The organism is Leeuwenhoekiella sp. ZYFB001 (assembly GCF_011784865.1).
GTDB lineage: Bacteria > Bacteroidota > Bacteroidia > Flavobacteriales > Flavobacteriaceae > Leeuwenhoekiella > Leeuwenhoekiella palythoae.
In genome coordinates this window covers 3,364,042-3,382,668 of the sequence record NZ_CP050460.1, presented here as the reverse complement: position 1 = coordinate 3,382,668, position 18,627 = coordinate 3,364,042, and the positions used below count along the sequence as shown (strand labels likewise).

Sequence of the window (18,627 nt, the reverse complement as noted above, 5' to 3'; positions counted from 1 at the left end):
TAATGATTAACTTAGTTAGCTACTAACTAAGTCTTTTAATTATGCACAAACTTTTACTCGTTAATCGAGGGTCAAATGCCGCAAGCGGTTACACTCAAACAACGCGAAGCGCGCGGAATGCATTTCGCAGTGTATCTTGTTTGCTTGGGCTATTTTGCTCTTTGTTCTTTCTTTCATCAACCAATATTCAAGCACAGGACGTTGATGAAGCTCTTTATGAAGCTTTAGAATATCGTCTTATAGGTCCGTTTAGAGGTGGTCGTAGTGCGGCGGTGACCGGTGTTCCGGGTAAACCCAACTTATTCTATTTTGGAGCTACCGGTGGTGGCGTATGGCGTACCAAAGATGGTGGTCGTTCTTGGGACAATATTTCTGATGGTTATTTCGGCGGAAGTATAGGCGCGGTGGAAATTGCTCCTAGCGATCACAATATCATTTATGTGGGTGGTGGTGAAAACACGCTGCGCGGAAATGTTTCTTCCGGTTACGGAATGTGGAAATCTACAGATGCCGGTAAAACCTGGGAAAAAGCAGGCTTACCTAAAAGCCGACACGTTTCAAAAATACGTGTACATCCTACCAATCCAGACATTGTTTATGCTGCGGTTTTGGGAGATATTTATAAACCAACGCAAGAGCGTGGAGTTTACAAATCTACAGATGGTGGCGCCAATTGGGAGCGCGTGCTCTTTGCTACCGAAGATGCCGGTGCAGTCGACTTGACATTCGACCCAAATAATCCACGTGTTTTATATGCTTCAACCTGGCATTCCCGCAGAACGCCGTACAGCTTTATCAGTGGTGGTGAAGGTTCAGCCTTATGGAAATCTACTGATAGCGGTAAAACCTGGAAAGAAATTTCAAAAAACAGCGGGTTCCCAACAGATACGTTAGGAATCATTGGAGTTGCGGTTTCGCCTGTAAATTCAGAACGTGTTTTTGCGATGGTTGAAAATAAAGATAAAGGTGGTCTCTATCGAAGTGAAGACGGCGGTATCAGCTGGAGACTCATCAACGCCGATCGCAACTTAAGACAGCGCGCGTGGTATTATACTAAAGTATATGCAGATACTCAAGATGAAGATGTCGTGTATGTACTTAATGTGAGCTATCATAAAAGTACCGATGGCGGTAAAACTTTTGAAAGTCATAATGCGCCGCACGGGGATCACCACGATCTATGGATCGCTCCAGAAAATCCTATGCGTATGGTAATGGGAGATGATGGTGGCGCTCAGATCACTTATGATGGTGGAGAAACCTGGAGTACTTACGGCAATCAGCCTACTGCGCAGTTTTATAGATTAGCGACAGATAATCAGTTTCCGTATCGCATTTATGCAGCGCAGCAAGACAACTCTACGGTGCGAATTCCACATAGAACAGATGGCTACAGCATTAGTGAAGAAGATTGGGAAAGCACAGCCGGTGGCGAAAGTGCGCATATAGCGGTAGACCCAGAAAATCCAAATATCGTTTATGGTGGAAGCTATGACGGCTTCTTAACCCGAGTGAATCACGAGAACAACACGGTGCGTTCGGTTTCGGTTTGGCCAGATAACCCAATGGGCCACGGTGTTGAAGATATGAAGTACCGTTTTCAATGGAATTTCCCCATTATGTTCTCCCGTCACAATCCAGATGTGTTGTACACCTTCAGTAATCACGTGCATAAAACCACAAACGAAGGACAAAGTTGGGAAGTGATCAGCCCGGACCTTACCACTGATGATAAATCAAAACAAGGTTCTTCCGGTGGGCCGATCACGCAAGACAATACTTCCGTAGAATATTACTGTACCATTTTCGCAGCTAATGAAAGTCCGTTGAAAGAAGGCTTGCTCTGGACCGGTAGCGACGATGGTTTGGTTTATGTGTCGCGCGACGGCGGTGAAAACTGGGAGAATGTAACGCCAAAAGGAATGCCCGAGTGGATGATGATCAACAGTATTGAGCCGAGTTATTTTGACGAGGGCACCTGCTACATCGCCGGGACCAAATATAAAACCGGTGATTTTGCACCGTATTTATACAAGACTACAGATTACGGTAAAAGCTGGGAAAAAATCACTGACGGAATCGAAGCAGAGCACTTCACGCGTGTCGTGCGCGAAGACCCTGAAAAAGAAGGTTTATTGTATGCAGGTACCGAAACCGGAATGTACATTTCGTTTGACGCCGGTGAAAATTGGAAACCTTTTCAGCTGAATTTACCTATTGTTCCGATTACTGATTTGGCGCTTAAGGAGAACAATTTGATCGTAGCAACACAAGGGCGAAGCCTTTATATCATTGATGATTTAAGTATGTTGCATCAGGCGATCGAAGCAGAAGATACCGATGCAGTGCATTTGTATAAACCAAAAGATACTTACAGAATGGACGGCGGTAGTCGCAAGTCGAATTCGGCAGGGACCAATCATCCAAGCGGCGTGATGACCTATTTCTACCTTCCGGAATACGATGCTGAAAAAGACAGCATTTCATTGACGTATTTTGATGCTAAAAACGATACGATCAAATCGTACAGCAGTAAAGGAAGTGACGATAAATTAAAAGTCAAAGAAGGGGCTAATCAATTCAACTGGGATATGACCTATGACGGCGCAGAGCGACTTCCGGGAATGATCTTGTGGTGGGCGAGTACTCAGGGGCCACAGCAAATCCCCGGTGAATACACTGTAAAATTGAATGTAAACGGAACTGATTATACGCAACCATACACCGTTCTGGCAGATCCACGTTCTGAAGCGACCGTTGCAGATATGCAGGCGCAATTTGATTTTATTTCAGATGTAAATGAGACTGTAGATCACGCGCACCAGAGCATCAAAAAGATCAGAAACATCAACACGCAGTTGAGTGCTTTTGAAAAGCAGTATAAAGACAATCCCGATACTGAAGAACTTCGGGAAAAGTCTAAAACCCTGCGGGAAGATCTTGAGGAAATTGAAAAAGCGCTGTATCAAACCAAAAACCGAAGTGGTCAGGATCCGCTTAATTTCCCGATCAAATTGACCAATAAATTGGCGCATTTGAATTCGTTAGTGGGAATGGGAGATTTTGCACCTACAGATCAAGATATCGCGGTGAAAAATGAACTAACGGCTAAAATAGATGCAGAATTAAACAAGTTTGATACGCTGGTAAACGATGAGGTTGCCGCGTTTAACAAAGAATTCAATGCGATGCAGCTCAATTATCTGTTTGTAGCAGAAGAATAGGTAAAGCGCTTAAATATAATAGAAATTAGAAAACGATTCTCGCCTTTCGCATAGGCGACGAATCGTTTTTTATTATTTCGGGTTACCTTTGACTTATGGAATACTACAACTACTTTAAATCCCTGCACCTCATATTTATTGTAACCTGGTTTGCGGGACTGTTTTATGTACCGCGCCTGTTTATGTATCAGATTGAGGCTTCCCAAAAACCGGAACCAGACCGAAGCATTCTGGGCGATCAGTTGGCTTTGATGACCAAACGCCTTTGGAAGATCATCACCTGGCCTTCGATGATTTTAGCCAGTCTATTTGCATTTGTGATGTTGCATTTAAATCCGGGGCTTTTGTATGCACCTTGGATGCAAATTAAATTAGCATTTGTCGTGTTGTTGTATGCCTATCACTTTAAAAGTCATCAAATATTTAAGCAACTGCAACGCGGTGAGATTAATTATACGACCAGATATATGCGCATCTGGAATGAGGGCCCAACCTTAATTCTATTTGCGGTGATCTTTTTGGTAATTACTAAAAGTGCCACCAACTGGATTTGGGGATTAGCCGGTTTAATCTGTCTAGCAGTGCTTTTAATGTTGGGAATTAAACTTTATAAAAGCATTCGCGAAAAAAATCCTAATGCCTAACGGCGCGATTTTTGATAATTAGTTTTCGATGAAATTCAACAAGCTTTCTTTACGCCTGCGTATCTTTTTTGGGATGGTGTTGCTCATTTTAGGAGCTTCTATTCTCATCGGGATCATCAGCGTGGTTCAGTATAAAGAGGAAGCAAAAGAGTATCATCGCGACCGCTTATTGCGTAAAGAAGATCAGATACGCGCAGAGATTGATTATGTACTGGACCAGACCACTTATGAGGTTATCTCTAAGAACATTCCGTTTATTTTAAAGTACAACAATGATATTTATCGCATTGCCGATGTTCACGAACTGCCTATAAACATCTATGATCTTAACGGAAAACTACTCGTCAAATCTAAAGAAACCTTTACCGAAGACACTCTGGAAACCAGCTTGAATCCTTCGGTTTTAGAAGGACTGGCTAACACGCCTACAAAACGATGGATTGTACAATCTGAGATCGATGGCGTAAAATATCAATCTTCCTATACCTATATCAACGATAATAAATTCAAGCCGCTGGCGATAATGAATTTGCCCTACATTCAGGATGATGATTTTATCACCCGCGAACTTGATGAATTCTTACGTAGACTGGCAGAAGGGTATTTGTTTATGTTGTTGATTGCAACGGTACTCTCTTATTTTTTATCTCGTTATATAACTTCCAGCTTAAAAACCATAAGCGATAAGATGATCCAGACGCGGCTTGATAAACGCAACCAGCGTATTGAGATCGATGATGCCAGCGAAGAGATTAGCAACCTGGTGCGCTCGTATAATGGAATGATCGACGAACTTGAAAACAGTGCGGCAAAATTGGCGCAGAGTGAGCGGGAAGCGGCTTGGCGCGAGATGGCAAAGCAGGTGGCGCACGAGATCAAAAATCCGTTGACGCCAATGCGTCTTACCGTACAGAGTTTTCAAATGCGTTTTGATCCCAACGATCCGGACATTCATAAAAAGCTAGATGAATACAGTAAAACCTTGATTCAGCAGATAGATACGATGAGTTCGATTGCTGAGGCGTTTTCTAATTTTGCTAAAATGCCGGCGCAGCAAAACGAGACGCTAAATGTGGTTTTCGTGACCAAATTGGCACTGGATATCTTTACAGAACATTACCTCACTTTTGGCACCGATGCTGACGAGATCACGGTAAAATTAGACCGTACGCAACTCATACGCGTGATCACCAATCTGGTTAAAAATGCAATTCAGGCGACAGAAGGGGTTGAAGATCCTAAGATTCGTGTGGAGATTAAAAGTGATGAAGACCAGGTTTGTATTTTGGTCTGTGATAATGGTCACGGAATTCCGGAAGAAAATATCGAAAAGGTTTTTGAGCCAAAATTCACCACCAAGTCAAGCGGAATGGGACTTGGGCTGGCAATGGTTAAAAATATTGTGGAAACCTATAACGGAACCATTACCTTTACTTCTAAGGAAGATCGAGGCACTGTTTTTAAAGTGACCTTCCCTAAAGCTGAAGCTTAATTTCCGCGCTGCGGAGCAAAAATATTGACTATGAATTTTGAAAATCTCATCTATGAGGTAGATGATCAATTGGCGATCATCACCATAAACCGACCTAAAAAATTAAACGCACTCAACAAAGAAACCATTCAAGAACTGCACGACGCATTTGCTGAAGCAGATGCCGATGAAGATATTGGTGTGATCATCTTAACCGGAAGCGGGGAGAAGGCTTTTGTGGCCGGTGCAGACATCAGCGAATTTGCTGATTTTGAAGAGGAAGAAGGTGCCTTGCTAGCGCGAAAGGGTCAAAAATTACTCTTTGATTTTATTGAAAATCTAAGCACACCGGTCATTGCGGCGATCAACGGTTTTGCTTTGGGTGGCGGCCTCGAACTCGCGATGGCGGCACACATACGTATTGCCAGTCACAACGCGCGCATGGGCTTGCCGGAAACTTCGCTGGGCTTGATTCCCGGGTATGGCGGCACGCAGCGATTGCCACAGTTGGTTGGTAAAGGCCGCGCTTTTGAAATGATTATGACTGCCGGGATGATCGATGCCGATCAAGCTTTTCAATCGGGCTTAGTGAATCACGTGACTTCGCAAGAAGAGTTGATGGCACTTGCCGAAAAAATTGCGGGTAAGATCTTAAACAATAGCGGTGTTGCCATTGCCACCGCGATACAAGCGGTAAATGCCGGTTTTAAACCCGGAGTAAACGGTTACGACGCCGAGATTGAAGGTTTTGGTGCCTCTTTCGCCACCGAAGATTTTAAAGAAGGAACCACTGCATTTTTAGAAAAACGCAAACCGGAATTTCCGGGGAAGTAAAAGGCACTGCCTTAAAGAATTTAAAAACCCGCTTTTAAGCGGGTTTTTGTTTTATAATCTGATAATCAAAGGTAAATTGTTGGTTTTTGTAAAGTAGAAGTGCTAAACGGCTATATTTGTTTTGATAGAACGAATCGTAAAACATTTATAGAAAGATAATTATTGATGAATGAATATTACCCATTCTATTTCATTTCAGACTTTTTTTATCAGTGCGATAAAAAAATATTGAATACAACAAAACCTTCTTTTAATCAATTATTTCCACAAAGGCCTCAAATAAGAAATACATGGGAATTTATCTTTGGTATAAGCAGAAGAAGATTTATTCAATACGAAAATGATAAAACGGAATTTGAAAATCAGAGAAATTTATATGAAAGAGATGTTGTCAAATATGAAACGGATTTAAAAAAGGAAACAATTCAATTTTATAAAACCAATATTGAGGAAGTCAAAAAAAAATATAAATCTTTTTTTGAAAGAAATTTAGACTTAAAATTTATTGATGCTGAATTGAAAACCGGTGTTGGTGAGAGAATTTTTAGAAAAGAATTACTGCAAGAATTTGGTGATAGCGTTTTAATAAATAAAAAGATTATCAAAGTAGAGTCTCCATATTTTGATGAAGATTTGATCTATGTCGAGGATGAAGAATATGAAATTGGAAACCCGGATCTTTTAATAATTATCAATTACTTTGATTTTAGGATAATAATAAATATTGAAATAGATGAACCTTATATAGCAGAAAGTGGAGAAATTATTCATTATATTAATAATCAATATGTTGAAGAGGAAGACTCATATATTGATTATAGAAGGGACTCTCGGTTTAGTGAAAATGGAATTATTGTTTTGCGTTATTCGGAAGAACAAGTTATTAAGTATCCAAGAGATGTTGTTAAAGACATAACATCATTTATAAAAGAAATTTTAAATTTTAAGTATCCATATTATCCATTTAATTCAGAAACATTATCGACGAAAAGATGGACAAAAAATGAAGCGATTGACTTATCAAACAATAACTTTAGAAATTCGTATTTATTTGATAATGAGATTACTTCTGCCGAAAAAAGAGGGTTTTTATATAAAATGGAAAATTTAAAAGGTACTTGGTATGAAGATGAAGATGGAAGTATACTATCCTTTTATAACGGACATCTGATTACAGATTTTGATGTTCAAAATAAATTTTTAGTCAGACTTCGAAAAATTAGTGAGTCAAAACAACAGGTAGAATATATAGGCTCAGTCTATCTAAAAAAGGATCGATTAAAGTTATCTTTTATTGAAAGAAATGGTCGGTTTTTGGGTAAGTTGTATGGGTTTACTTGGGATTTGCAAATATTAACATTAACTAAAGAAATATTTAATTATAAAGAAGTTAATAAGGATAAAGTTTATAAAACAACAAGAATTTGATTAAAATGTTTAATGATGAAAATATATGATGTCACTTGTTGTTCGCTTTTTGACGGATTATGAAATATATGCGCAAAAACGTTAATGAAATAATCAGAAATGGTCTTCGCCAGTTATGAAATCGAGTAATTTTAAATAGGAAATATTCCATATATTTGTAATAAATCCGATTTTATGCAAGCCGAAGGAAAACATTTAAAAGGGCGTGGAGCACAGCGTCATATCGCCAATAGATTTGATGCCAACAGTCACGAGCTGCGAGATGATTTTCTCAATTACTGCGCGCAAGAAGGGGATGAGCCTCAAAATCTGAAAACTCTTCTTATAGACACCTTCCCAAAAACCATCGTCAATAAAGTAGAAAGCCCAGATGTGGGAATGGGTTATTCTTTAAATCCATATCAGGGTTGTGAGCACGGTTGTGTGTATTGTTATGCGCGTAATTCGCACGAATATTGGGGCTACGATGCAGGCTTGGATTTTGAGAGCCGCATTCTCGTAAAACGCAATGCGGTGCGTCTGCTCGAAAAACAACTGGCTAAAAAATCCTGGCAAGTGTCTCCCATTGTCCTTTCAGGAAATACCGATTGTTACCAGCCTGCAGAAAAGCAATTTAAGATCACCCGTAAATTACTCGAGACCTTTCTCAATTACCGGCATCCGGTGGCGATCATTACAAAAAATGCGTTGATTCAGCGGGATTTGGACGTCATTAAAGAGTTGGCTTCTTATAATCTGATTCAGGTCAATATGTCGATCACTACTTTAGAAGAAAAAACGCGTCGCTTGTTAGAGCCGCGAACTGCCAGCATCAAAAAACGCCTGGAAACGGTTAAAAAACTCGCAGAAGTTGGAGTTCCGGTAAATGTGATGACCGCGCCCATCATTCCGGGAATCAACAGCCATGAGGTGTTGCCTTTGATCAAAGCCGCGGCAGATCACGGAGCAAAATCGGTAGGATATACTGTGGTGCGTTTGAATGGTGCTATTGGAAAGATCTTTGAGCAGTGGCTTAAAACCGCGATGCCAGACCGCGCAGATAAAGTGCTTAATCAGATCGCTGCGTGTCACGAGGGCAACTTGAACGATTCGCAATTTGGTCGCCGTATGCGCGGTAGCGGTGAATTTGCAAAGCAAATCGCAGCACAAATTGAGCTCGGCAGAAAGAAATATCTTAAAGGCCGAAGTATCGCTCCGCTCAATTGCGAACTCTTTGAGCAATACCGCCCGGGACAACTATCGCTATTTTAGCGCAATTGGCACAGTTTCTGATTATTATCAGAAGCTATGAAAAATCATTTTTTAAAATTTATTGGAGTCGTTATAGTGCTCCTCTGTTTTTCCTGCGGAAAGCTTACTAAAGTGACCGATGTGATCACGCAGCCTACCGCACGCGAAGTATACGCGCGTAATTTTGATGCAGATTTGTTACCGTATCGTTTGTGGACGAACGCTTTTCAAAATGCGTTGAACGATAGTTTGCAAGTTGCTTCTCCCTATCAAGAAACCGGAATATTCAATCCGGAAATTCAACCGGTGTATGGTTATGATCTTAATCTGGAACGCGGACGCAGCTATACCTTCAGTATTCAGACAGATACGCTTCAACCGAAAATTTTTATCGATCTCTATGAAAAGACTTCAGACAGTATCCGTCCTTATAAATTGATACAGCAAGCCGATTATGAAGCTTCCACTTTAGGTTTTTCACCTAAAAATTCAGGCACCTATAAAGTTCTTTTTCAGCCGGGATTGAATACGAGTTCAAGTTTTGCAATACGCATTCAGAGCAAGCCTTCGTATTATTTTCCGGTAAGCGGCGCTTCTGCAAAATCCATTCAGAGCTTTTGGGGAGCAGCGCGTGATGGTGGTAAGCGCAGCCACGAGGGGATAGATATTTTTGCCAAGCGGGGTACGCCGGTAGTCGCAAGTGTTGATGGTTATGTAAGCAGAACCGGAAATCGCGGTTTGGGCGGTAAGCAGATTTGGTTGCGTGAGGGGTTGTTTGGCAACAGCCTGTACTATGCGCATTTGGACAGCATTATCGCGACCAGCGGCCAACGTGTAAAAGTGGGGGACACTTTGGGGCTCGTGGGCAACACAGGAAACGCACGTACCACTCCGCCACATTTACATTTTGGCGTGTACAGCCGCGGAGCGATCAATCCGTTGCCGTTTGTAAAAGAAGAGCCGGAGTTATCGGCCCTTGATACTTCAACAGAATTTTATAAAACCTATACGATCAAAACTGCACAAGCCAATTTGAGAAGTAGCGCTTCGGCGAAATCACAAAAAATTGGTTCGCTTTCGCGAAAGGATACCGTGCATTTATTAGGTAAAAGTGCCGATTGGCTCCACGTTGAAACGTCTACTGCCCAGCGGGCTTTTGTGCATCAAAGTTTAGTAAAAGCTTTGTAGTTTCTTGATACTGCGAGATAATTTATGCGGTAGCTTTTGGGAAGTATTTCTTTCTAAACCAAAACGAAACACGTATCAAAAAGATCAACGCCGGAACTTCAACTAACGGACCAATAACACCCGCAAACGCCTGCCCGGAATTGAGCCCGAAAACAGCGATGGCCACTGCGATCGCCAATTCAAAATTGTTACCGGCTGCGGTAAATGCTACAGAAGCCGTCTTGTCATAAGTCGCGCCCGTTGCTTTGGTAAAAAAGAAACCTATGATAAACATCAAAGCAAAATAGATCAAGAGTGGGATGGCCACGATCAGAACATCCTGTGGAATTTCGACAATGAGTTCGCCTTTAAGCGAGAACATCACCACGATCGTAAAAAGCAGAGCGATCAACGTAATTGGCGAAATTGTGGGGATGAACTTCTCGTTATACCAGGATTCGCTTTTTAATCGTACCAAAATTGACCGACTCAATATTCCCAACACAAACGGAATCCCTAGATAGATGGCAACACTTTCAGCAATGGTAGCAATGGAAATATCTACGATCGCACCTTCAAATCCAAAATAGGGCGGAAGTACGGTGATAAAGATCCACGCATAAAAACTGTAAGCAAACACTTGAAAAATGCTGTTTAATGCTACGAGACCTGCGCCGTATTCGCTGCTTCCCTCTGCAAGGTCATTCCATACCAGAACCATTGCGATACACCGCGCAAGACCTATTAAAATCAATCCTACCATATATTCAGGATAGTCCTGAAGAAAGGTAATGGCCAGGATAAACATCAGTACCGGCCCAATGATCCAATTCAGGATTAAAGAAATGGAAAGAATTTTGACATTTTTGAATACTTTGGGTAATAGGGCGTAATTCACTTTTGCCAGCGGCGGATACATCATCAAGATCAATCCTATCGCCAGCGGAATATTAGTGGCGCCGCTACTCATCGTATTGACCACTTCGGGGAAGGATGGAACAAAGTAGCCAATGGCAACGCCAAGCGCCATCGCCACAAAAATCCATAAGGTTAAGTTTCGGTCTAAAAAGCTTAATTTTTTGGTACTCATGCTACTAGCTTATTTTTGAGAATACATAGAATAATTCTGTAGCGATCTGCTCACTGCGCTCGTGATATTTTTCAGCTTGCTGCGGCGTATTATCAAAGGCTTTAGGATCGTCAAACGTGATAGGAATACGTTTTTCTGCTCCCGGCACAAACGGGCAAACGGCGTCGGCTTGCGAACACGTCATGATTGCCGCAAATGCTGAAGTAGGATTGAACGCATCATCTAGTCGCTTTGAGAATCCAATAACCGGGTGCGCATTTTCGGCATATTTAATACTGTAAACCGGATTGTTCTCTTGAGAAAGTTTTGCGATCTGAAAACCTGTGTTTGTTAAGGTTTCTGCAACCATCGGGAACAAAGCCGTTGCTTCGGTTCCACCGGAAAAACAAACTACATTATCAATATTAAAATGTGCGGCCATCGTTTGTGCCCAAACTTGAGAGAGGTGACTTCTGCGTGAATTGTGCGTACAAATAAAATTGATGCGTACGGCTGCATTGGCACTCACTTTTTCTTGAATAAAAGCGATTAAAGGCTGAAGCGTTGCTTTGCGTTCTTCGGAAATAGTTTCCGGCTTTAGCGTACTTATAAATTGGTCGATTTCCGGAAATAAAACAGTGTTCATCATAACGTGATTAAATGGGTTAACAACAGTTGCCATCAGGCCCGCAACAAGGCTCTTGGTTTAAATCTGATAATTTTACTTTAGGTTTTTCAGCAGGAATTCCGCAGGCGTCTTTAGCAAGACAATCGGTTTGTTTTGTAGTCAGAAGGAAATTTGTTCCGTCAAAATCGATCCCAAATTTTCCGATGGTTTCGCCTTGATACTCCACTTCAACCTCGTGGTCTTCAATCTTCAATACTTTTTCAGAAAGCTCAATGATGCTGAGCAGTTTTTCAGGATGCAGTCGGTGATCGTAGTCATCGGCATTCCATAATTGAAAATTCACCACCTCTTCTTGGCGCAATGTGCCGCCACAATCAATAAAATGCTTAGACACTTTGCCTACTTCGGTTACGTGAAAATGATTAGGAACCAGACTTCCGTCAGGTAATTGAAACCCTATTTGTTCTATGTTTTTTAAAACGTTTTTGACCTGTGATAGTTTCATATTCTTTATTGTTATATCGCAATATTACGATGATTGATTTTAAATTTTTTTTAGCAGCAATCTGCGCTGTTAGATAGATCTTGGTCTAGAAAATTGGTCATTAATTTTTTCATCTCTGTCCAGTTTTCTTTGTCAATACAATAGCAAACACTAGTGCCCTCAACGTTTCCTTTGATCAAACCAAGATGCTTAAGCTCTTTTAAATGTTGAGATATGGTAGGTTGCGCCAGACCAATCTCATTAACCAGATCACCACAAACACAAGAATCTATTTTAAACAGGTGTTGTAAAATAGATACCCGCGCAGGGTGCGCAAATGCTTTTGCAAACTTGGCGATCGCATTTTGGCTATCAGAGAATATTTCGGTTTTGGCTAAACCCATTGTTTAATTGTTACATTGCAATATTACGATGAATGAAATTCATGACAAAGAAATGGCCTCATTTTTTTACGCAGCGCTGTGATCAACCTGTTATTAACAGTTTTTTGGCTGCACACCCGAGCAAAGCTTGGTATTTTTAGATTGAAATTTAAAACCGCAAACGATGTCGTTATTTGGAAAAGTAAAGAATACCATAGGCCTTTTAAAATCGGTTGACTTAGAAGCGCTCAATAAATTATCTCAAAAAGTAGATTTGTCGCAAGTTATGGCCGCGGTGGGCAACTTAGATGACCGCCAATTGAAAGGCTTGATGAAGATGCTGAATTCGCAAGCGAAAAAAGGGCAGCACAAACTGCCGCCAATTGATGGCGATTTTTACAATCTGGCCCAAAAACTCACCCCTGAAGAGCGTGAAATTCAAATGAAGATGCGCAATTTTATGGAAGATGAGGTTAAGCCAATTGCTAACCAATATTGGAATAGAGCCGAATTTCCACACGAGATCATCCCAAAGTTTGCCGAATTAAACTTAGCAGGAATTGCTTATAAAGGCTACGGTTGTCCCGGACAATCCTTTTTGCTTGAAGGAATTTTAGCAATGGAGTTGGCGCGTGTAGATGTGTCTATCTCTACCTTTTTTGGTGTGCATAGCGGTCTCGCCATGGGATCAATTTACCTCTGCGGAAGCGAGGAGCAAAAGCAAGAGTGGCTGCCTAAAATGCAAAAGTTTGAAAAAATTGGAGCTTTTGGTCTTACCGAACCTGAAGTAGGCTCAGGAGCTGCCGGCGGTCTGGGAACCAGCTGTAAAAAAGTAGGAGATGAATGGGTTTTAAATGGTGAGAAAAAATGGATTGGGAATGCAACCTTTTCTGATATTACGATCATTTGGGCACGCGATGAAGATAGCGGAAGGGTTAAAGGCTTTATTGTACGTAAAGAAAACCCCGGTTTTCACGCTGAGAAAATGAAAGATAAAATGGCGTTGCGTACTGTACAAAACGCCCTGATCACCTTATCCGATTGCCGCGTACCGGAAAGCGATCGCTTACAAAACGCAAACTCCTTTAAAGATACGGCCAAAGTGCTACAAATGACGCGTGCGAGTGTGGCTTGGCAGGCGGTAGGTTGCGCGCGCGGAGCGTATGAAGCTGCATTGAAGTATACAAAAAAACGAGAGCAATTTGGTAGACCTATTGCAAGCTTTCAGCTGATTCAGAATCATTTGGTAGAGATGGTTTCCAATCTTACGGCTATGCAAACTTTATGCTTTCGCCTTAGCGAAATGCAAGACGGCGGTCAGTTGACCGACGAGCACGCATCTCTGGCTAAGGTGTTCTGTTCTATGCGTACGCGTGATGTAGTAAGTAGAGCACGCGAAGTAATGGGTGGTAACGGTATTTTATTAGAATATGATGTAGCGCGTTTTGTGGCTGATGCCGAAGCGATCTATAGTTATGAAGGCACAAAAGAGATCAATTCGCTCATCGTAGGTCGAGCAATTACAGGCTACAGCGCATTTGTGAGCTAGAAAACACAATCAACTCTAAAAGATTTTTATAGGTGTTTTAATATGCCGTTATTTGCATCTGAAATTTTTAAAAACTATAAAATGAAATTCAATAGATTATTTCTGGCGTTACCTGTTGCGCTTACTTTGGTGAATTGTAACGATTCAAAAATGGGTTCAGGAGGCAATGTTGAGCTTAAAACCTTTAAAGATTCTGTCTCATATATCATCGGTGCTAATACCGGAGCACAATTCAAGCAAGCTTTAGGAGATAATGCTGAAGAGTTTTTTGATGCAGATGTATATTATAGCGGAGTACAAAAAGCACTTACGGATAGTGTTGAAATTCCGCAGGCAGATATGCGTCGCATTATGAATCAGTTTCAAACGCAATTACGCGAGAAACAACAAGAAGAGCAAGCTGCAGTTGCTGCTGAAAAGAAAGAAGCAGAGCAAGCATATTTAGCTGAAAATGCTAAGAAAGAAGGCGTGCAGACTACAGAAAGCGGTCTTCAATACAAAGTGATCGAAGAAGGAAGCGGGGAATCTCCTGCAGAAACAGATCAGGTTCAGGTAAATTATGAAGGAAAATTACTTGACGGAACCGTTTTTGACAGTTCGTATGAGCGTCAGCAGCCGGCTACATTTGGTGTAAACCAAGTAATCTCAGGTTGGACTGAAGGACTTCAGTTAATGAAAGAGGGTGCAAAATATGAATTCTACATCCCTGCAGATCTTGCTTACGGTCAGCGTGGTTCTGGGCCTAAAATTGGTCCTGGTGAGACTTTGATCTTCACTGTTGAGCTTCTTGACGTAATCAAACAATAAGTAGATTTTGACATATCTTGTAATTGCCGTAGTCTCGGGAGCCCTTATTTTAGGAGCGATTTGGGGCATTTACGGAAATTTACAAAAGAAAACAGAGGGCTTTCTCGTTGCTTTGGCAGGAGGAGCCCTTATTGTTTCTACCGTATTAGAGTTGATCAATCCGGCTGTAGAAAAGGCTAATGTATTGATCGCGCTAGGTATTGTTTTACTGGGAGCAGGGGTATTTACGGGCCTTGATTATCTGGTAAAGCAAAAATGGGGATCAGATAGCGGTGGCGGTTTACTTGCCGCGATCACGCTTGACGGTATTCCCGAAAATTTAGCTTTAGGCGTGGCGCTCATAGGTGCTGATGCTTTGACAGTGGCCGCACTTTCCGGGTCTATTTTTCTATCTAATCTTCCTGAAGCCGCCGGTGGCGCAAAAGAAATGACCGAAAACGGCGCATCAAAAAAGAAGATTCTTCTGCTTTGGGCAGCAACCGCTTTGATACTCTCTTTAGCGGCTTTGATAGGAAATTGGGCACTTGCAGATGTTTCTGAAGAACTCCTTGCTTACATTCGCTGTTTTGCCGGTGGGGCTGTAGTAGCTTCGCTTGCGATTGAAGTGTTTCCTAAAGCGTATAAACAAGATTCATACTGGGCCGGTATCGCTACCGCGATTGGGTTGGTGTTGGCATTTTATCTCAATAGTTTGGGATAAATGAATCAGTTGAATAAAACCCCTAGCAAACTGCGCATTATTGAGTAGTTTAGCAGCATAACTAACGAATTTAAGTTCAATGAAAAAATTAGTGCTTGCAGGAGCTGCGGCAATTGCATTGGCAAGCTGTGGCGGAACTAAAAAATTAGCAGAAACTCCAGAGCCGCCTTTATTTCAATCGTTTCAAGATTCGGTGGCGTATTATATGGGGGTTTCTATTGCTGAAAACATCAAGAAAGACAAAGCCACGTATGAGAATTACTTTGACAAAAAAGTGTTCTTAACTGGTTTTCAAGAAGCCTTAAAAGACAGCGCACAAATTTCTGAAAAGGAAGGTCGTCAGGTAATGGGCAGGTATTCTCGCGAGTTGCTGGAACTTCAAGAAAAGCTGAAGGAAGAACGCATCGCCGCGCAAAAGGCTTTTTTAGAAGAAAATGCTGCAAAAGAAGGTATAATTACTACCGAAAGTGGTTTGCAGTATGAGATTATCACCGCAGGAACAGGTGCTTCACCAGAAGCTTCAGATCGTGTAGAAGTGCATTATGAAGGCACCTTAACTGACGGAACCGTTTTTGATAGTTCGTACGAGCGAGGCGAATCGATCACTTTTGGTGTTGGTCAAGTCATCGCAGGCTGGACGGAAGTCTTACAATTGATGAAAGAAGGTGCAAAATATCGTGCATACATTCCGGCAGATCTGGCATACGGAGATCGGGATATTGGTGAAATTCCACCGGGATCGACTTTGATTTTTGATATTGAATTGATCAAAGTGAAATAACCAGAAAATTAAAAAAGCCGCGAAACGCGGCTTTTTTAGTGGTAGTACCAAAAGTTATATTTTAGTTTCAAACGAATACCCCAAAGGTTTGCCCATAGTTAGCTTACAGCTTTACTTAAGGAGCAGGATTGGGTATAGCGTTATGAATTGCTTCAATCTCTTCTAGAAGCTCTGAAGAAAGCTGAATATTCACACTGTCAATATTCTCTTTCAATTGTTCCAAGTTGGTTGCACCTATGATATTTGCAGTCATAAAAGGTCTGTCGGTTACAAAGGCTAAGGCCATTTGGGTAAGCGACAAATCGTGTTTTTTGCCCAGGTCAAGATAGCGTTTGGTTGCTTCAACAGCTTGCTCGTTAGAATACCTGCTGTACTGCGGAAACTTATTGATACGTGAAGCTTCGGTATCTTTTTGCTCAATATACTTTCCTGATAGCGTTCCGAAACCTAACGGTGAATACGCCAGATAGCCCACTTCTTCGCGTTGCATTACTTCGGTAAGGCCAATTTCATCTTTTCGGTTTAATAAATTATAAGGATTTTGAACCGTGATCATTTTAGGAAGTCCTTTTCGGCTTTCTTCCATATAACGTGACAATCCATAAGCGGTCTCGTTGCTCACTCCTACGTGACGAATGAGTCCTTCACTTACAAAGTCTTGCAAATACCCTAAAACTTCAGCAAAGTTATCTTTCCATTCTTCATCAGGATTGTGCGTATAGCCTAGTTTACCAAAATAGTTAGTATTACGCTCGGGCCAGTGCAATTGGTATAAATCAAGATAATCTGTTTGCAGGCGCTTTAAGCTTTTATGAATCGCGTCTTTAAATTCTTCTTTAGTATAGCCACCGGTGCGAATGTGTTTTGACATAGCTGCTGGTCCTACAATCTTTGAAGCGATGATAAGATCATCACGTTTGCCTCTGTTTTTGAGCCAAGAGCCAATTATACGCTCGGTGCTGCCATAGGTTTCCGCGCGTGACGGAACGCTGTATAATTCTGCAGTATCTATAAAATTGATGCCTTGATCTATTGCATAGTCAAGTTGTGCGTGTCCTTCTGCTTCGGTGTTTTGCTCGCCCCAGGTCATAGTGCCCAGGCAAATTTTACTTACTTCGATGGAAGTTCCGGGGAGTTTTGTGTATCGCATAATTAAAAATTGATGTTGCGAAAGTATTGTAAAAATGCAAAAGCCCCACCCAATTGGTGAGGCTTAAGATTTTTATAACAGGAAGTGCTTAAATATCGTTGAGCAATTTGGTCACTTCATCTAGTTTTGGTGTGAGAATTACTTCGATTCTTCGGTTTTTTGCTTTTCCTTCTGCGGTACTGTTGGTCGCTACGGGAGCAAATTCGCCTCTCCCCGCTGCAGTAAGGTTTTTAGGGTCAATCTGCGCATTTTGGCGTAAGATCTCTACAATTGCTGTAGCCCGTTTAGTAGACAGATCCCAGTTGTCTTTTAATGGTCCGTTTCCGCCGTAAGGCACATCATCAGTATGGCCTTCAATCAAGACCGCGATTTCTGGGTTTTGAGCCAGTACGCTTCCCAACTGATTCACGGCTTGTTTTCCTTTAGCACCTACATTCCAGCTTCCGCTTTCAAAAAGGAGTTTATTTTCTAGAGAAACATACACTTTGCCATCACGTTGCTCAACGGTGAGACCGTTGCCTTCAAAATCCACGAGAGCTTTAGAAATCGCATCTTTTAACGCGCGCATTTTTGCATCTTTTGCAGCGATCATCGCCTCTAATTCTTCAACACGGCGAGAACGTTCGGTGAGGTCACGCTGCATTTTTTCAAGACGGGTTTGTTCAGCAGCAAGATTAGCTTGTTTCTCATCTAACTGCGCGAGAAGCTCCCGGTTTTGTTTAGAGTTTTCGGCTAGTGCCTTAGAACTATTGGCTTCAAGTGCGTCGTAAGACTCCTGAAGGTTTTTAAGGTTGGTTTGTGCAGTGGTGTATTTGCGCTGCAAATCATCACGCTCACTAGTGGCCTGAGCCAAGTCTTTTTCAAGCTGTGCCGCCTGATCTTCAAATTGTTTTCTCAGGCGTTCTTCTTGAGAAAGCTCTTGTTGTAACTCTTGATTTTCGGCTTTGAGACCGGCAAAACGAGATTCTAAGTCTTTATAGACTTTAGCCGAAACACACGAAGATAAGGTAGCTGCGGCGCCTGCAATGATGCAAAATTTTCTAAACATAAGGTTGAGTTGTTTTTTAATAGTCAACGC

General features: G+C 41.6%; 17 protein-coding genes. 11 read left to right on the top strand and 6 right to left on the bottom strand.

Features of this window, described 5'->3' with window-relative positions; translation table 11 throughout:
- Positions 1-41 precede the first annotated feature (41 nt).
- The 7 genes from HCN54_RS14470 (at position 42) to HCN54_RS14440 (ending at position 10,019) form a co-directional block, all read left to right on the top strand.
- Positions 42-3,224, top strand: coding sequence for a VPS10 domain-containing protein (locus HCN54_RS14470; RefSeq protein ID WP_167598345.1), 3,183 nt, complete (start codon positions 42-44; stop codon positions 3,222-3,224).
- A gap of 95 nt (positions 3,225-3,319) precedes the next feature.
- The gene (locus HCN54_RS14465; protein WP_167598344.1) at positions 3,320-3,868 is read left to right on the top strand and encodes a CopD family protein; all 549 of its coding nucleotides are present in this window, start codon (positions 3,320-3,322) and stop codon (positions 3,866-3,868) included.
- 28 nt (positions 3,869-3,896) lie between these two features.
- Positions 3,897-5,360, top strand: coding sequence for a sensor histidine kinase (locus HCN54_RS14460; RefSeq protein ID WP_072980774.1), 1,464 nt, complete (start codon positions 3,897-3,899; stop codon positions 5,358-5,360).
- Positions 5,361-5,390: 30 nt separating this feature from the next.
- Positions 5,391-6,173, top strand: coding sequence for an enoyl-CoA hydratase/isomerase family protein (locus HCN54_RS14455; RefSeq protein WP_167598343.1), 783 nt, complete (start codon positions 5,391-5,393; stop codon positions 6,171-6,173).
- A gap of 165 nt (positions 6,174-6,338) precedes the next feature.
- On the top strand, positions 6,339-7,601 hold the full coding sequence (locus HCN54_RS14450) for a hypothetical protein (RefSeq protein ID WP_167598342.1): 1,263 nt from the start codon (positions 6,339-6,341) through the stop codon (positions 7,599-7,601).
- Positions 7,602-7,775: 174 nt separating this feature from the next.
- Complete coding sequence (locus HCN54_RS14445) at positions 7,776-8,852, top strand: PA0069 family radical SAM protein (RefSeq protein ID WP_167598341.1); 1,077 nt, start codon at positions 7,776-7,778, stop codon at positions 8,850-8,852.
- Between the two features lie 36 nt (positions 8,853-8,888).
- Positions 8,889-10,019: a M23 family metallopeptidase gene (locus tag HCN54_RS14440; RefSeq protein WP_167598340.1), complete on the top strand. Its 1,131-nt coding sequence runs from the start codon at positions 8,889-8,891 to the stop codon at positions 10,017-10,019.
- A gap of 22 nt (positions 10,020-10,041) precedes the next feature.
- On the opposite strand, the gene arsB is transcribed toward HCN54_RS14440, so the two are convergent.
- From arsB to HCN54_RS14420, 4 genes are read right to left on the bottom strand one after another with little or no spacing between them, the layout of a single operon-like run.
- Positions 10,042-11,088 carry an ACR3 family arsenite efflux transporter gene (gene arsB / locus HCN54_RS14435; protein WP_167598339.1) on the bottom strand — a complete coding sequence of 349 codons (1,047 nt, stop codon included), beginning with the start codon at positions 11,086-11,088 and terminating at the stop codon, positions 10,042-10,044.
- Positions 11,089-11,092: 4 nt separating this feature from the next.
- The gene (locus tag HCN54_RS14430; protein ID WP_410503591.1) at positions 11,093-11,713 is read right to left on the bottom strand and encodes a low molecular weight phosphatase family protein; all 621 of its coding nucleotides are present in this window, start codon (positions 11,711-11,713) and stop codon (positions 11,093-11,095) included.
- 19 nt (positions 11,714-11,732) lie between these two features.
- Positions 11,733-12,200, bottom strand: coding sequence for a DUF6428 family protein (locus HCN54_RS14425; protein WP_167598337.1), 468 nt, complete (start codon positions 12,198-12,200; stop codon positions 11,733-11,735).
- 50 nt (positions 12,201-12,250) lie between these two features.
- The gene (locus HCN54_RS14420; protein ID WP_167598336.1) at positions 12,251-12,583 is read right to left on the bottom strand and encodes an ArsR/SmtB family transcription factor; all 333 of its coding nucleotides are present in this window, start codon (positions 12,581-12,583) and stop codon (positions 12,251-12,253) included.
- A 163-nt stretch (positions 12,584-12,746) separates the two neighbouring features.
- Here HCN54_RS14420 and HCN54_RS14415 point away from each other — a divergent pair, with 163 nt between their 5' ends.
- The 4 genes from HCN54_RS14415 (at position 12,747) to HCN54_RS14400 (ending at position 16,399) form a co-directional block, all read left to right on the top strand.
- The gene (locus tag HCN54_RS14415) at positions 12,747-14,111 is read left to right on the top strand and encodes an acyl-CoA dehydrogenase family protein (protein WP_167598335.1); all 1,365 of its coding nucleotides are present in this window, start codon (positions 12,747-12,749) and stop codon (positions 14,109-14,111) included.
- Between the two features lie 81 nt (positions 14,112-14,192).
- Positions 14,193-14,918 carry an FKBP-type peptidyl-prolyl cis-trans isomerase gene (locus HCN54_RS14410; protein ID WP_167598334.1) on the top strand — a complete coding sequence of 242 codons (726 nt, stop codon included), beginning with the start codon at positions 14,193-14,195 and terminating at the stop codon, positions 14,916-14,918.
- Positions 14,919-14,925: 7 nt separating this feature from the next.
- Positions 14,926-15,618: a ZIP family metal transporter gene (locus HCN54_RS14405; protein WP_205881691.1), complete on the top strand. Its 693-nt coding sequence runs from the start codon at positions 14,926-14,928 to the stop codon at positions 15,616-15,618.
- A gap of 79 nt (positions 15,619-15,697) precedes the next feature.
- Entirely contained in the window at positions 15,698-16,399 is a 702-nt protein-coding gene (locus HCN54_RS14400) for an FKBP-type peptidyl-prolyl cis-trans isomerase (protein ID WP_167598333.1), read from the top strand.
- Between the two features lie 115 nt (positions 16,400-16,514).
- Here the strand turns inward: HCN54_RS14400 and HCN54_RS14395 are convergent, their stop codons facing one another.
- Positions 16,515-17,549, bottom strand: coding sequence for an NADP(H)-dependent aldo-keto reductase (locus HCN54_RS14395; protein ID WP_167598332.1), 1,035 nt, complete (start codon positions 17,547-17,549; stop codon positions 16,515-16,517).
- Between the two features lie 88 nt (positions 17,550-17,637).
- Entirely contained in the window at positions 17,638-18,597 is a 960-nt protein-coding gene (locus tag HCN54_RS14390; protein WP_167598331.1) for an OmpA family protein, read from the bottom strand.
- Between the last annotated feature and the right edge of the window lie 30 nt (positions 18,598-18,627).